The following is a 15,247-nucleotide window of genomic DNA, read 5'->3' on the forward strand; positions in this document are numbered from 1 at the left end:
TTTTCACTCTCTTGGTCGCCATTGCCCGGACCGCCTCTTGCACCTGTTCGTCTCGCCGCACCCTACTGACCCAATCCCCTCCCGCAGACAAGAGAGGATGACGAGGCGGCCTTCCGATCACGGTTGCGTCGGCGGGTTTTCCACGAAGATGCGGACGCGGTCCGACCGCCCGTCGCCGTCGACCACGGCGATCGTCATGAAGCCCGCCCCGGACGGCGCAAAGCTCGCCGGCTGGCCGTAGGGATCGCGTACGACCGGCGCGCCGTCGACGAACCAGGTGTAGGGCGCATGTCCACCCCGCACCTTGAGCGGCAGCGGCGCCGTGTGTCCGCCCGGAAGCATGAGATCGACGCGCGCGCCGTTCGGCGGATAGGCGATCTCCAGCCCGGCCCCTTGCGTCTTCACGCCGCCACCACGGGCCGCCGAGCCGAAATGCTGCAGCGGCGGCGGCAGTTCGACCGACGAGACCTTGAGAAGGTCCGGTGGCGGTGCAGGCAGCGGAACCGCCCCGCCGATCCGAACGAAGGCATCCTTGAGGATCGGTACGGCGACGTCATACCCGACAAGCCCCGGAACCGGCTCGCCGTCCGGCCGCCCGACCCAAACCCCGATCACATGGCGTCCGTCGTAGCCGAGCGCCCAGGCATCGCGGTAGCCGTAGGACGTACCGGTCTTGATCGCGACCCGGCTGTCCGTCTTGGTGATCGTCGGACCACCCGCAAGAATGTCGGTGATATAGGCCGCCGACCGGCGTCCCATTACCGGGCCGCCGGTCAAAGGGCCCACCTGTTCGTCCGGGCGATGGACCAACGGGATCGGCTCTCCGCCCCGCGCCAGCGCAACATAGAGCGTCACCAAATCGGAGAGCCTGAGTCCAAGCCCGCCAAGGCCGATGGCAAGGCCCGGCGGCGACAGGTCGGTGAGCGCCGGGCGCACGCCGGCGCGGCGCATGCGCGCCATCAGACGCGCCGGACCGACCGATTCCAGCACCTCGACGGCGGGCACGTTGAGCGAGAGCTGCAAGGCCCGACGGATCGTCACCGTGCCGTGGAATTCCTTGTCGAAGTTGGTCGGCACATAGCCGGCAAACCCCGTCGGCCGGTCCTCGATCAGCGTCTCCGGATGGGCGATGCCGGCATCGAAGGCAAGACCGTAGATAAAGGGCTTCAGGGTCGAGCCCGGAGAGCGCAGCGCTTCCGACATGTCGACGAAGCCGTCGCGCAGTGTCTCGAAGAGACCCGCCGAGCCGACCTGTGCCAGCACCTCGCCATTGGTCCGGTCCGCGACGAGGATCGCGACCGAAACGTCGGGACCGATCGCCTTCGCCCGCGCCCTGGCAAGCTGTTCGAGCCGGTCCTGGTCCTCACGGTCGATGGTGAGCCGGATGCTGCCGATGTCGGGCGAAGCCTTCGCCTCGCGCGCCGCCAGTTGCGGCGCCAGCAGAGGGAAGTCACGACGTACTGTCGGGATTGGCTCGCGCCGCGCCGCGACCGCATCGTCCTCGTCGATCACCCCGGCCTCGACGGCACGGGCCAGCACGCGGTCCCGCGCGGCCTTTGCCGCCTTCGGATCGCGATCCGGACGGCGTCCTTCCGGCGACTGCGGCAGGGCGACGAGCAGCGCGCATTCGGCCGGTGTCAGGCGCGTCGGCTCCTTGCCGAACCAGGCAAGCGTTGCGGCCCGAACGCCCTCAAGGTTTCCGCCGAAGGGGGCAAGCTGCACATAGGCATCGAGGATCTGCTGCTTGGAAAAATGCCGTTCCAGCGCCAGAGCGCTCAGGATTTGCCGGCCCTTGCCCTGGGCATTGCGCGTGGCAAGCCGGTCCGCCAGCCGGGCGACTTGCATGGTGAGCGTCGAGCCGCCCGAGACGATCCGGCCGCTCGTCAGCATCTGTCCCGCCGCGCGCATGAGCGCCGTCACCTCGACGCCGTGGTGGGCATGAAACCCCTTGTCCTCGTAGGCGAGTAGCATCTTCAGATAGAGTGGATCGACCTCGGAGGCGCTCACAGGCAAACGCCAAAGCCCGTCAGCCACCGTGAAGGGGCGGAGCAGTCGCCCGTTCCGGTCCAGCACCTGCTGCGAGGTCGCAACGCCAAGGTCGGGCGGGCGGGTATCGGCCACGACCTCACGCAGACCGACCGCCGCCGTCGCTGGCGCAAGGCCAGCAATCAGCAGCAGTGCGAGCGTCAGGCGGCGCATGGCAGGCCCTTACTTCAGCGGACCGATGACTTCAACCTTGCCGGTATCGGTCCAGCCGCGCTTCTCTGGCCGGTACATGTCCTCCACCAGCGCGGCCGGATGCGCAAAGGCGCCCGGAGCAATGGCCCGCACCATGTAGGCGAGCTTGAACTGCGTCGGCGATGACGAGGACCGGTCGAGCGCGGCAACGAAGCGGTCGGCGCGGAACTCCGTGCGGGCCGCCGCCGTCTCCACGTCGAGGCCCGGGATCTTGGTCAGATCGGCAGACGCCAGAAGATTCGGATTGTCGATGGCAAAGCCGGCCGGCAGCGGATCGTCGACGACAAGGCGCGCGGCCTCCGACGTCGTCGATGTGACCGTCAGCACCGTGACCAGACGCTCGCCGAGCTGGATCGCGGCGGGATCGACCTCATAGCCGTCGAGATCGAAATACTGCCGCGAAATCGCATAGCCGTTGCCACCCGCCGGCTCCGGCGTCACAGGGGCACCGCGCACGCTCACCTTTGCCTGGAGGGCCCGGTCGGTGCGGTTCTCGATCTCGATCGGCTGCGAGCGCACGGCCTCACGGCTGAAGCTGCGGCTGAAGACACCGTCGTAGGCGTTGCCGTTGATGGCGAGCTTCGGCTTGGCATCGCCCGAAAGCATCGCGTTCGCCGCAAGCAGCATCCACGCCTTTTCCTGCGTGCTCGTGTAGCGGCGGGCGCTTTCGGCCGCGACGATATCGCGGGCAAGCTTGCCGGTGTCGAGCGCGTCGGCCTTGGTCTCCGAGACCAGCGTCAGGATCGCCGCCCCGTCGCGCAGCATCGAACCGTAGTCGGACCGGTAGCCGCCATGATCGCTGCCGCCAAGGCTGCTGACCGCGTTGCGGAACACCGCCGACGCCCTCGGGCCGTCGCCATAAAGGGCAAGGGCCGCACCGATCTGGGCCTTGGCAAGCGGCGTCGCGAAGTTGTCCAGCTTGGCCTCCGCGTAATACCGAAGGTCGCCGATCGACGCACGGCCGTTGCGCGCCAGCACATAGAGCGCATAGGCAACGCCCTCCCCGCCATCGGAAAAGTCCGAGACATAGGACATCTGGTTGGCAAGGTTTGTCACCGCGAGGTCGAAGGCGACAGCCGGGACGTCGTAGTCCTTTTCCCGGGCGCGGGTCAGGAAGTCGGTGACATAGGCATCGAGCCACATGTCGCCGGAACCCGGCCCCCAGAGGCCGAAAGAGCCGCTTGCGGACTGATCCGCAAGCACTGCCTTGATCGCCTGGTTCACCCGCTCGCGCACCGGTGTCTCGCCGGTGAGGCCGGCTGCCGTGATGACATCGTCGAGATAGACGAGCGGCAGCGCCTTGCTGGTGATCTGCTCCGCGCAGCCGTAGGGGTAGCGGTCGAGCGAGCGGACGAGACCCGGAAGATCGATCCCCTGCGGACCGCCGACGATGACGGTCGCCCCCGCGGAGCCCGGCACGAAATCGTTGAAGAGATCGGCGCCCAGCGTCAGCCGGCCGTTGCTGGCGACAAGATCGAACGTGCTTTCATGCACGGCGGGCGGATCGTTGGCCCTGATGCCAAGGGTCAGGTGCTTGACGAGTTCCTTTCCGTCCGGCGTCGTCAGGGCCACGTCGATGGCCGCATCGCCAACGGTCCGGGCCGTGATCGGCATCAGAAGCTGCGTCTTGCCGCCATTGGCAAGGTCGAATGAGCGCGTGCCAGCCTGCTGGTCGATGCTGACCAGTCCGTCCTGCGAGGTGACGGCCACCTTCATCGCTCCGGCCGGACCGTCGAGGTGGGTCACGTCGAGCGCGATGCGGGAGCTGTCGCCCGGCGCCATGAAGGCCGGCAGCGAGGCATTGACCACCACCGGATCGCGGATCACCACGTCCTTCTCGCCGTGGCCGACGCCCGCCTTGCTCCACGCCATGACCATGACGCGGACCGTGCCGTTGAAGTCGGGAATGTCGACATTGACATGCACGGTGCCGTCGTCGCGCACCTTGGTGACGCCCTGGTAGAAGGAGACGAGCTTCTCCGTCGGCGGTGTGCCCTTGAAGCTCGAAAGCCCCGCGCCGTCGCCGCCGGAGCGAACCTCGCCCTTGACGCCGATCATCCGGTCGATGAGCTGACCGTAGAGGTCGCGGATCTCCATGCCGAGACGGCGCTGGCCGAAATACCAGCTGTCCGGCGCAGGCGTTTCGAAGGCGGTGAGGTTGAGGATGCCGACGTCCACCGCAGCAATGGTGACATAGGCCTCGGTGCCCGATTCCAGATTGGCGAGCTTGACGTCGACCGGAAGCGGCGCGCGCGGCGTCGGCTTCTCCGGCGTGGTGATCTCGACGTCGAGCTTGCGGCCTTCCGGATCGACCCCGGCGTAGGTGAGGCCGAGCGCCCGCGCGGGCATCCTCCGCGCGTTGAGATCCATCGGCCGGATCAGCGTTGCCGCCACGTAGGCGCCGGGCCCCCAGTCAGGCGTGACCGGCAGTTCGACCGTCGCGCCTTCGAGCGGCACCTCGACGGTCTTCATCGCGATCAGGCGGTTGTCGATGACGGTGACCAGCGCAACGCCGGCAAAGCGCGTCTCGATGCGAGCCTTCACCGTCTCGCCGACCTTGTATTTCTCCTTGTCGAGGGAAACCTTCAGCGCATCCGGCGTGTCCGCGGCCTTGGCCTCGACATACCAGCCGGCATCGAAGGTCGTGCTCGCAGGCAGCAACTGGCCGCTCGGATCGGTGACGGTCAGCTTGTACTCGCCCCATTCGACCGCCGACTCGATGGTCGGGCGGCTGTCGGCGCTGGCGTCGACCGTGCCGTTGGCGACGCGCTTGGTCAGTTCCACCGGTTCGTAGTTCCAGCTTCCGTCGACCTTGTACCACTGGAAATGGCGGTCCACCTTTTCCAGCGTCCAGCTAAGGCCCTTCGCCTCGGCCTGACGGTCGTCAGCATTGACGGCCAGCACCTGGAAGCGGGCATTGCCGCCCTCCTCCACCGACCCGTCGAAGAGCGGCGCGATGCCGATCCGGCCCGACGTCGCCTTCACCGGCAGCGTCGTCTGGCGCTCGACCGGACGGCCGCTGGTGTCCGTTACCTGCACAGTGATCTGCGCTTCAAGCGGCTTGCTGGTCTGCGCGATATCCGGCGCGGCAAGCATCACGTCCGCCTTGCCGTCGGCGTCGGTCGCGGTGCTGTCGAGATAGGCCGTCTGCGGCTCGAACGTCTCGTCGGCGAGGCCGAAGACGACACCCGGCAGGCCCGGAACATTCGGCGCAGCCTTGATCTGGACGGTCCCCTCGACGGTCAGATCGCCCGCCGGTGCGCCATAGAGATAGCGCGCCTCGATGGGCAGCGAGCCGGGATTGTCCCTGTCGAACGCATCGAAGGGCGGCTTCAGGTCGAAGGTGAGCCGCTCGGGAACGAAATCCTCCACAAGGAAGCTGGTGGAGGCCACCGGATCGCTCTTCGGGTCGGTATAGGCCGCAACCTGCCAAGTGCCGCGCATGGCATCGTCGGCGACCGCATAAGTGAGGTCATGGCCACCGAGCCCCTTGTCGGCAAGCAGCGATCGCTGCGCCTCGACCCCGTCCGGCCGCCGGATGACGATGGTCAGCGGCAGATCACCGATGGCCTCGGCGCGGCTGTTGCGGGAAAGCGCCGTCAGGTGAACGCTTTCGCCGGGACGATAGACGCCGCGCTCCGCCGTCATGAAGACATCGACGGGTCCCGGCGCCGGACGCCCGTCGACGCCGCGGTCGGTCAGATCGAAGGCCGATTTCTTGAGGTCGAGGAAGGAATAGTCGCCCTCCGCGCCCTGCGCGACCACAAGCGCCGGCGCAAGACCACCGGTGCCGCGCACCAGCCCGGCGTCGAAGCGGGCATAGCCTTCCGTGCTGGTCGTCACCGTGCCGAGCACATCGTTGTTGACGGCGATCAGGCTGAGCCGCGCGCCCGACACCGGCTTTGCCGTCGACAGCGAGCGGGCGAAGACGTGCAGCCCGTCGTCGCCGGTCAGCCCCGAGATGCCGATATCCGTGACGATGAACCACTGCGTCGCGTCCGGCTGCCAGTCGCTCGTCTGGCCCTCGTTGCGGGCGGACAGGACATAGACGCCGGGCTTCAGCGACTTCACCAATTCTCCGACCGGTATCGCCGTCGTCACTTCGCGGTTGAGGTCGCGCGTCACGTCGACCTTGCCCTGCCAGACGGGCTCGCCGGTCTGGTCGGCGATCTGGTCGATGTCGTATTTGGAAAGCTGGCTGAGGAACTGCTCGTCGGCGATCGTGCCGGCCAGCGAGCGGTCGCCGATGCGCACGAGACGCGCCTCAATGGTGTCGACGTTGATCGTGACGATCGGCAGCGTCGCCTCGCCGCCCGCCGGCAGCACATAGGCCTTGCCGAGGAAACGCACCTGCGGGTCGCGGTCACGGACGTAGATGTCGAGGTCGGCGGCCCGCACCAGCGCCTCGCCGTCCTCGGCCTTGAGGCCCGGCCGCAACGTCACGTGATAGCGCTCGCCATAGCCGACGCCATCGACGCAGATCTGCTTGCCCTGTGCCTCGACCGGGAACTGATGGCCGCCGTTGACGGTGACGAAATCGCCGATGTCGCCCTGCTCCGCCGCCAGCGGATCGGAAAGCGCAAGGCAGATACGCGGGCTCGCCGCCTGCGTCTCGACCGAGTTCTCAACAACGCGGAAGCCGTGCTCGGCAACGAGCCTGTCGAGCCGCTGGGAAAGGTCGGCATTGGCTGCAATCGCCAGACTTGCCCGCGCCGCCTTGATCGCCGGGCGCCAGAGTTCCCGCTTGGCAAGCGCCGCGGACAGGACATTGAGGCTGTGCGCGGCATCGGCGTCCGAGATCGAGCGCAGATAGGCATTGATGGCCGCCGCGGTCGCGTCGCGCTGAAGATTGTTGCGCGTCTGCCAGTCGTTGGATGTCGCGTTCGTCGCCGCCACCGCAAACCCGGCCCAAAGATCCGACCGCTCGGGTGCGAGACGAAGCGCCATCTTCAGGAGATCGATCGCCTGGAAATTGTTGCCGCGCGAATCCGCGTCCTGAATGCGGTTGAGAATATCCTCGAAGCTGCCCTCGACGGTCACGCCATCAACGTCGCCGACAAGCCGGCGCGCCTCGTCGACCAGCGAGGAATCGACGTAGGTGAGCTGCGCAAGCCGCTTCGCCTCAAGATCGGGTCCGGCAATATCGCTGGTGACGATCCGCCCCGCGACGGCACCTTCCGCGCTCTTGAGGTCGCCGAAGGTCGACTTCATGAAGCACCAGCGGACCTTGGTGTTGTAGGTGAAGGCCTTGCAACCCGTGTCGCCCACGCAGGCTGCCTCGCAGTCGGAAAGGTCGACCTCCTTCAGCGTCTTGTAGTCCTGGCCGAAATAGTCCGCGCCTTCCGTCACGATCGCGCGCCGCTCGGCGGCGAGGGCATCGGACGCGATGGAGACACTGGCAGCCAGCCCGCAACCGAGAAGGAAGACCGCGCCGAAGTTCCGAAGGACAGACATCACCAGTGCTCTCCCTGCAGCGGCTTCGAGGCCGCCTGATTGTTCGGTCGTAGACGCCGCAACGCGGTCGCCCATCTGTGGCGGCATCGGATTCGACCCATCAAACTTGAGTCAAATCGCTGCAATTTCAGCAGCTTGATTTTGCCATCGGGTCAAAAAAGGACGCCTGTCAGTTTACCCGTCGATGCTCTCGCGCGCCAGTCTGTCAAGTGCCTGATCGAGTGACGCATCGACGACGAGACCTTCGGTCGCGGCAAGGCGGCGTGCCTCCAGCCGGCGGCTTCCGGGCAGGCGGGCGCCCTCCTCCGCCTCGATGGCGCCGGCAAGCTCGCCCATGCGCTCGATGAAGAAGGGCGCAAAGCCAGAGGGATCGACGGCGATGATCGCGTGGCCGGCTTCCGGAGGACCGCCCTCGTCGTTGAAATAGCTCGGCTGCTCGGTGGAAAAGCGCGCCGAAACCAGCGCGGAGGAAAAGACCTCGACCATGAGAGCGAGCGCCGTGCCCTTGGCGTCCCCCATCGGCAGCATGGTTCCGCCGAGCGCGGCCTTGGCGTCGGTCGTCGGGTTGCCCGCCGCATCGACCGCCCAGCCCTCGGGGATCGGGTCGCCGCGCTGGGCGGCGGCCAACACCTTACCGCGTGCGACCTTGGCAACGGACAGATCGACGACGATTGGGGCGCGGTCTGCCGCCGGCGTCGCGAAGGCGATGGGGTTAGTGCCGTATAGCGGCCGCTTGCCGCCCCAGGGCGCGATCGAGGCCGGCGCGTTGCAGAACATCATGGCGACGAGCCCGGCCTCGGCGAGCTTTTCGACATGCAATCCGATGGCGCCGCAATGCCCGGCCTTGTTGATGCCGGCCATGGCGATGCCCTGCGCCGGCGCCAGCGTCTTCAATTCGTCGAGCGCGAGATCGACAGCGGGATAGGAAAAGCCGTGCTCGGCGGAGATCGCGACAAGCCCCGGGGCAGCCTGCTTCATCAGAGGACGGGCATGCCCGTCAATCTTCCGAACGCGCGTCTGGATCGAATAGCTTTCGAGCCGGACCAGCCCGTGCCCCTTGAGCCCCGAGGCTTCCGCCTCCACCAGCGCCTTTGCGACGCAGTCGGCGATGTCCGGCGCCGTATCGAACCGCTGCAGGGTTTCCGACGCAAACCGGTGGGCGGCCTCAAGGCTGAGCCGACGCATGGGCAATCCTTTTTTCGCAAGTCAGCAAGGAGCTTATGCTCTTATCACCTGCGGATCGGCGGCGTCGAGCACCCTCAGTTGCGGCTTGGCTTCTCCCTGCCAATGGTCCAGCGTCAACACGCCGGCGACATGCACGGTCCGCCCGCGTGCGCCGAGCAGAAGATCTCCAAGCGGGCGCCCGCCAGCACGGAAGGCCATGCCCTTGATCCGCGTGCCGTCGGACGATGCAAGCTGCAGGCGTACATGCTGGTTGCCGACCTCTTCGGCGTAGACGACCTTGTGCATCGGAAAGGCGAACACCGGCTCCGGCTGACCCGCGCCATAGGGGCCCGCCCGTTCCAGAAGCCCGATGAGATCGGTCGTCGCGCCGGCTGCCGTCAGGGCGCCGTCGATGCTGAAGTCGGACTCCCCGCTCGCCTCGCGAACGTCGTCGGCGAGCGCCTCGCCGAGATAGGCTTCGAGCCCGGCAATGCCGTCCGCGGCCACTGTCAGGCCCGCCGCCATGGCATGGCCGCCGCCCTTGACGATCAGGCCGGCCTCCTTGGCAAGGCGCACGGCCTTGCCAAGATCGACGCCCGGAATGGAGCGGCCCGACCCGGTGCCGAAACCGTCGTCGCCAAGCGCGATGGCAAAGGCCGGGCGATTGTGTCGCTCCTTGAGACGCGAGGCGATGAGGCCGACGATCCCCGGATGCCAGAGCGGCGACGAGACCACGATGACCGGCGGTTCTCCAACCGCCATCATCGCCGCGACGTCCGCCTCGGCCTGCGCCAGCATCTCCGCTTCCATGGTCTGGCGCTCGCGGTTGAGCGCGTCAAGTTCCGCCGCGATCCGGGACGATTCCAGCATGTCGTCGCTGGCAAGAAGCCGCGCACCGAGCGCCGCATCGCCGATCCGACCGCCGGCATTGATGCGCGGGCCGATCATGAAACCGAAATGATAGGCGGTGATCGGCCCATTGAGGCGGACGATATCGCAGAGCGCCGCAAGGCCCCGGTTGCCGCGCGTGCGCGCGACTTTCAGACCCTGCGTGACCAGTGCCCGGTTGAGACCGACGAGAGGAACGACGTCGCAGACCGTCCCGAGCGCGGCAAGATCGAGCAAGGCCATGAGGTCCGGCTGCTGGCGCTGCGGGCTATACCAGCCGCGCCGGCGCAGTTCACGGTTGATGGCGACGATGCCGAGGAAAGTCACGCCGGCGGCGCAGAGGTAGCCAAGGCCGGAAAGGTCGTCCTGCCGGTTCGGATTGACCAGCGCTTCGGTGAAGGGAAGCTCCTCGCTGGCCTGATGGTGATCGAAGGCAACCACATCGAGACCGATCCGCTTTGCCGTCTCGAAGGCTTCGAAGCTCTGGGTGCCGCAGTCCACGGTGATGAGAAGCTCGGCGCCATCGGCCTTGAGCGCCTCGATGGCGCGCGGATTGGGGCCGTAGCCGTCGACGATGCGGTCCGGGATGAAGATGGTCGGATCGAGCCCCTGCATCCTCAGGAACCGGGCCATCATCGCCGAGGACGTGGCGCCATCGACGTCGTAATCGCCGAAGATCGCGATCCGGCGCCCCGCCTCGATGGCGTCCGCGATCCGGCCTGCGGCGGCGTCCATGTCGCGCAGGACGCTCGGGTCCGGCATCAGGTCCTTGAGGCTGGGCGACAGGAACCGTTCCGCCTCATCCTCGTCGACGCCCTTGGCGGCAAGCACGCGGCCGAGGATGTCCGGTAGGCCCTGGCGCTGCGTGATCGCGGCGGCAAGCGCAAGGCCGGCGGTATCGAGCCGGCTGACCCAGCGACGGCCCGAAGCCGAGCGTTCGACGCCAAGGATCGCCCGGCCTGCCCCGCCAGTATCGCCTGCAAGTCCGCCTGCTGCGGCAGCCGTCACGGTCACACGCCTTTCGTGAAGTCCCGGTGATTGCTCTTGATGGAGCGAATGGTGCCCGACGCTGAAGACATGACGATCGAGTGCGTCTTGATGCGGCTGTCGAGGAAGCGCACACCGGTCAGGAAATTGCCGTCCGTCACGCCGGTGGCGGCGAAAAGAACATCGCCCTTCGCCATTTCGTCGGCGCTGAAGACATGCGACGGGTCCTTGATTCCGTGCTCGTTGACGAGACGCATCTGCTCGTCGTTCTGCACCATCAGCCGTCCGAGCATCTGACCGCCGGTGCAGCGCAGGGCCGCCGCCGCAAGGACGCCTTCGGGGGCACCGCCCGAGCCGAGGTAGAGATCGATGCCGGTCTCGTCCGGGTCGGAAGTGTGAATGACGCCGGCGATGTCGCCGTCCCCGATGAGCCGCACCCCGGCGCCCGTCTCGCGCACTTCGGCGATGAGGCGCGCATGGCGCGGCCGGTCGAGGATGCAGACGGTCAGTTCGCTCGTCGGCACACCCTTGGCCTTGGCAACGTCGGTCACATTCTTCGACGGCGACGCCTCAAGGTCGATGATCCCTTCCGGATAGCCCGGCCCGACGGCGATCTTTTCCATGTAGATGTTGGGCGTGCGCAGGAAACCGCCGGTCTCGGCAACCGCCACAAGGGTCAGCGCGTTCGGCAGGCTCTTGGCGCAGATCGTCGTGCCTTCCAGGGCATCGACGGCGAAGTCGAGCTTCGTCCCCCGGCTGCGTCCGCACTTCTCGCCAACGTAGAGGTGAGGCACATCGTCCTTCTCGCCTTCTCCGACGACGATCGAGACCCCGACCTCGAGCCTGTTGAGCTCTTGGTACATCGCGTCGAGCGCGGCAAGATCGGCGGCGGCTTCATCTCCCCGGCCCCGAAGACGGGCAGCCGCGATGGCGGCGCTTTCCGTCACCCGCACGATATCGAGTGCCAGGCGCGATTGCAGTACGGCGATCTGAGACATGTTGTTATCGATCATTTTTTGTCTCCGGCGGCCTGTCGTTCAGGTTCGGCCGCGCGCATGTTTCCGGGTGTCCTGCGACAGACGTCCGACAGCATGCTTTCAAATTGATGACGGCCGCACAACCTTTCGTGAGCCCCCGGCGTCACGCCTTGTCCGCTCAGAGCTCCTCGATCCTGATCAGCCTGGGCGCTGCCGCGATGTGCCCATCCTTCTCGATCTCGTCAAGGGCGGCCCGAATCTGGTCCTCGGTCGTCGCATAGGTCATTAGGATGACCGGCTGCGGATCGTCGGGAGTGGGCGTCGCCGGCGCCTCGGCGCTGGGCTTGCGCCGCCGCTGCACGATCGATTCCAGCGAAATGCCCTTCTCGGCCATGCGCGCGGCAATCGAGGCGAACGCGCCCGGCCGGTCGACGACCGTCAGGCGAACGTAGTAGCCGCCCTCGTGGGCATGCATGTCGGACTGGACATAGGGCGCCAGCATCTTCGCGGGCCGCCCGAAGGTGGCAAGCTTCAGCCCGCGAGCGACGTCCACGATGTCTCCGGCGACCGCCGAGGCCGTCGCGTTGCCACCGGCGCCGGGGCCGACAAGAACGATTTCACCCACCAGTGAGCCATCGACGGCGACCGCATTCAGCACGTCGTCGGTCCGCGCCACGGCCGAGGACTTCGGCACCATCGTCGGATGCACGCGCTGCTCGATGCCGGTCTCGGTGCGCCGCGCGACGCCCAGCAGCTTGATGCGGTAGCCGAGTTCGTCGGCCGCCTCGATGTCGGCGGTCGTGATTTCGCGAATGCCCTCCACGTAGATCGACGAGGCATCGATCTTCGTTCCGAAGGCAAGGCTGGTCAGGATCGCCAGCTTGTGCGCGGTGTCGAACCCCTCGACGTCGAAGGTCGGATCGGCCTCCGCGTAGCCGAGGCGCTGCGCTTCCGCCAGGCAGGTCTCGAAGGGAAGGTTCTCCCTCTCCATTCGCGTCAGGATGTAGTTGCAGGTGCCGTTGAGGATGCCGTAGACGCGGCTGATAGTGTTGCCGGCGAGCGACTCGCGCAGCGTCTTGATGATCGGGATGCCGCCCGCGACCGCCGCCTCGAAGGCCAGCACCGCATCATTGTCCTCGGCAAGTTCCGCCAGTTCGTTGCCATGCTTGGCAAGCAGCGCCTTGTTGGCCGTCACCACCGGCTTGCCTGCCGATAGCGCCGCCCGGACGCTGGCCTCGGCCGCACCGCCCTCACCGCCCATCAGTTCCACGAAAACGTCGACCGAGGGATCATTGGCAAGCGCCACCGGATCGTCGAACCAGGCAACATCGCCAAGGTCGATGCCACGGTTGCGAAGACGGTTGCGGGCGGAGACACCGGAGACGACGATCGGACAGCCGGCCCGCGAGGCAATGAGGTCGGCTTCCTCGTCGATCAGGCGAAAGAGCGAACTTCCAACGGTGCCGAGCCCCGCAAGACCCAGACGAAGCGGTTTCGACATGAGAACCCTTGAATAACAGACCTGCCCCACGCGCTCCCGGGGAGGACGGGGCATCGCAGGGCGAGGAAATTCCATGGACGGCCGGCCCGGAGGAAAGCCGGGCCGGGTCGATCAACGGTGGGCGTTGATCGGGATGACGTTGTGCATGGTTTCGTCCGCAGTTTCAAGGAAGCGCCTGATTCCGCGCGCTGCCTGGCGGATGCGCTGCTCGTTCTCCACAAGCGCGATGCGCACGAAGCCGTCGCCATGCTCGCCGAAGCCAATGCCTGGGGCAACGGCAACGTCGGCCTTCTCGATCATGAGCTTGGAGAACTCCAGGCTGCCGAGTTCGCGGAACTTTTCCGGCAGCGGCGCCCAGGCGAACATCGAGGCCTGCGGCACTGGGATTTGCCAGCCGGCGCGGCCGAAGCTCTCCACCAGCACGTCGCGGCGGCGGCGGTAGACCTGCCGCACCTCGTCGATGGCCTCCTCCGGTCCGTTGAGCGCGGCGGTGGCCGCCACCTGGATCGGCGTGAAGGCACCATAGTCGAGATAGGATTTGACCCGCGACAGAGCGGCGATCAGGCGCTCGTTGCCGACGGCAAAGCCCATGCGCCAGCCGGCCATGGAGAAGGTCTTCGACATGGAGGTGAACTCCACGCAGACATCCATCGCGCCCGGCACCTGCAACACGGACGGCGGCGGGTTGGTGTCGAAATAGATTTCCGAATAGGCGAGATCGGAAAGGACGTAGATGTCGTGCTTCTTCGCGAAGGCGACGATGTCCTTGTAGAAGTCGAGATCGACCACGCAGGCCGTCGGGTTGGACGGATAGCACAACACCATCGCGATGGGCTTCGGCGTCGAGAAGACGACGGCGCGCTCGAGCGAACGGAAGAACTCCGGCCCCGGCTCGGCCGGGATCGAACGGATCACACCGCCGACCATCAGGAAGCCGAAGGCATGGATCGGGTAGCTCGGATTGGGGCAGAGGATCACGTCGCCGGGCGCCGTGATCGCCTGCGCCATGTTGGCAAAGCCTTCCTTGGAACCGAGCGTCGCCACCACCTGGGTGTCGGGATTCAGCTTTACGCCGAAGCGGCGGCCATAGTAGTTGGCCTGGGCGCGGCGCAGCCCGCTGATCCCGCGCGAGGCGGAATAGCCGTGCGTGTCGGGCCGCTGGACGGTCTCGATCAGCTTGTCGACGATATACTTTGGCGTCGGCTGGTCCGGGTTGCCCATGCCGAGATCGACGATGTCGGCGCCTGCGGCCCGGGCACTGGCCTTCAAACGGTTCACCTGTTCGAAGACATACGGGGGCAAGCGCTTGATCTTGTGAAATTCGTCCATCGTCTTGTGCCTGGTTGTTGAATCGGTCGACCGTTGATGCGCGAGACTCCCGCATTTGGCCGAAGTTCAAGCTTCGTCGCAAGTCGGCGAAGCATTGTTCAGGCTATTTACCACCGTTCGGCATTGGCCGGGAGAGTCATTCTACCGGCTAAGCGCCGATTGTCGCCAAAATGCGGCCTTCAGGACCACGTGTCGCGGCAAAACAGTTATTCGGTGGTCGTACGCGTTTCGCCCGTGCCCGTCACCGGAACGTCGGCGCCAGCACCGGATTCGTCGAGCAGCCGGCGCGCCTCCTCCTGCTGCTGCTGCCGGATGATCGCAAGCGCCATGGCGGAGGGCAGGCTCTCGCCGACGGCTCTGGCGGTGCCCGACCGCTCCTGTGCGACCCCGAGCAATGCATTGCGGTTGCGTTCGACGGCAGCCGGCTGCTTTGCGGTCGGCTGGGAGGGTTCGGCCGTTTCGATGGATGCTAGGAACCCGGGCAGGTCCGTCGGACCGGACGCACAGGCGGCAAGCAGAACCGCGAAGGTTCCGATGATAGCGACCCGTCCGGCAATGCGATGTCTCTGGCTACTCGTCACACCCAGCCCTTCCCAGAAATTCGGCAGACCTTCCCGCTGCCCGTCTACCTCATGCCAGCATCCGCGACAATTACCTACGAAATGGTCACCAAAATCCAGCCCGTTTCTCAATTGGGCGGTTTCAAGCG

8 protein-coding genes are annotated in these 15,247 nt (G+C 66.5%); all 8 read right to left on the reverse strand.

Annotation, left to right across the window (positions count from 1 at the left end; translation table 11 throughout):
* Nucleotides 1-117 precede the first annotated feature (117 nt).
* Nucleotides 118-2,199, reverse strand: a complete 2,082-nt coding sequence (gene pbpC, locus HDIA_RS13880; RefSeq protein ID WP_099556703.1) for a penicillin-binding protein 1C — start codon at nucleotides 2,197-2,199, stop codon at nucleotides 118-120.
* Nucleotides 2,200-2,208: 9 nt separating this feature from the next.
* Entirely contained in the window at nucleotides 2,209-7,692 is a 5,484-nt protein-coding gene (locus HDIA_RS13885; RefSeq protein ID WP_099556704.1) for an alpha-2-macroglobulin family protein, read from the reverse strand.
* A gap of 174 nt (nucleotides 7,693-7,866) precedes the next feature.
* Entirely contained in the window at nucleotides 7,867-8,877 is a 1,011-nt protein-coding gene (locus HDIA_RS13890) for an Ldh family oxidoreductase (protein ID WP_099556705.1), read from the reverse strand.
* A gap of 33 nt (nucleotides 8,878-8,910) precedes the next feature.
* Entirely contained in the window at nucleotides 8,911-10,758 is a 1,848-nt protein-coding gene (gene recJ, locus HDIA_RS13895) for a single-stranded-DNA-specific exonuclease RecJ (protein ID WP_342748043.1), read from the reverse strand.
* The gene (gene glpX / locus HDIA_RS13900; protein ID WP_099556706.1) at nucleotides 10,755-11,744 is read right to left on the reverse strand and encodes a class II fructose-bisphosphatase; all 990 of its coding nucleotides are present in this window, start codon (nucleotides 11,742-11,744) and stop codon (nucleotides 10,755-10,757) included. Before glpX ends, recJ begins: the two co-directional genes overlap by 4 nt.
* A gap of 142 nt (nucleotides 11,745-11,886) precedes the next feature.
* Nucleotides 11,887-13,209: a homoserine dehydrogenase gene (locus tag HDIA_RS13905; RefSeq protein WP_099556707.1), complete on the reverse strand. Its 1,323-nt coding sequence runs from the start codon at nucleotides 13,207-13,209 to the stop codon at nucleotides 11,887-11,889.
* A 111-nt stretch (nucleotides 13,210-13,320) separates the two neighbouring features.
* Nucleotides 13,321-14,538 carry an LL-diaminopimelate aminotransferase gene (locus HDIA_RS13910; RefSeq protein ID WP_099556708.1) on the reverse strand — a complete coding sequence of 406 codons (1,218 nt, stop codon included), beginning with the start codon at nucleotides 14,536-14,538 and terminating at the stop codon, nucleotides 13,321-13,323.
* A 206-nt stretch (nucleotides 14,539-14,744) separates the two neighbouring features.
* On the reverse strand, nucleotides 14,745-15,119 hold the full coding sequence (locus HDIA_RS13915) for a hypothetical protein (RefSeq protein ID WP_099556709.1): 375 nt from the start codon (nucleotides 15,117-15,119) through the stop codon (nucleotides 14,745-14,747).
* Between the last annotated feature and the right edge of the window lie 128 nt (nucleotides 15,120-15,247).

Source organism: Hartmannibacter diazotrophicus (genome assembly GCF_900231165.1).
GTDB lineage: Bacteria > Pseudomonadota > Alphaproteobacteria > Rhizobiales > Pleomorphomonadaceae > Hartmannibacter > Hartmannibacter diazotrophicus.

Excerpts from the sequence above, each read along its gene's own strand:
- HDIA_RS13910 (WP_099556708.1), bottom strand. The coding sequence starts at position 14,538 with ATGGACGAATTTCACAAGATCAAGCGCTTGCCCCCGTATGTCTTCGAA.
- HDIA_RS13890 (WP_099556705.1), bottom strand. The coding sequence starts at position 8,877 with ATGCGTCGGCTCAGCCTTGAGGCCGCCCACCGGTTTGCGTCGGAAACC.
- HDIA_RS13905 (WP_099556707.1), bottom strand. The coding sequence starts at position 13,209 with ATGTCGAAACCGCTTCGTCTGGGTCTTGCGGGGCTCGGCACCGTTGGA.
- HDIA_RS13885 (WP_099556704.1), bottom strand. The coding sequence starts at position 7,692 with ATGTCTGTCCTTCGGAACTTCGGCGCGGTCTTCCTTCTCGGTTGCGGG.
- pbpC (WP_099556703.1), bottom strand. The coding sequence starts at position 2,199 with ATGCGCCGCCTGACGCTCGCACTGCTGCTGATTGCTGGCCTTGCGCCA.
- glpX (WP_099556706.1), bottom strand. The coding sequence starts at position 11,744 with ATGATCGATAACAACATGTCTCAGATCGCCGTACTGCAATCGCGCCTG.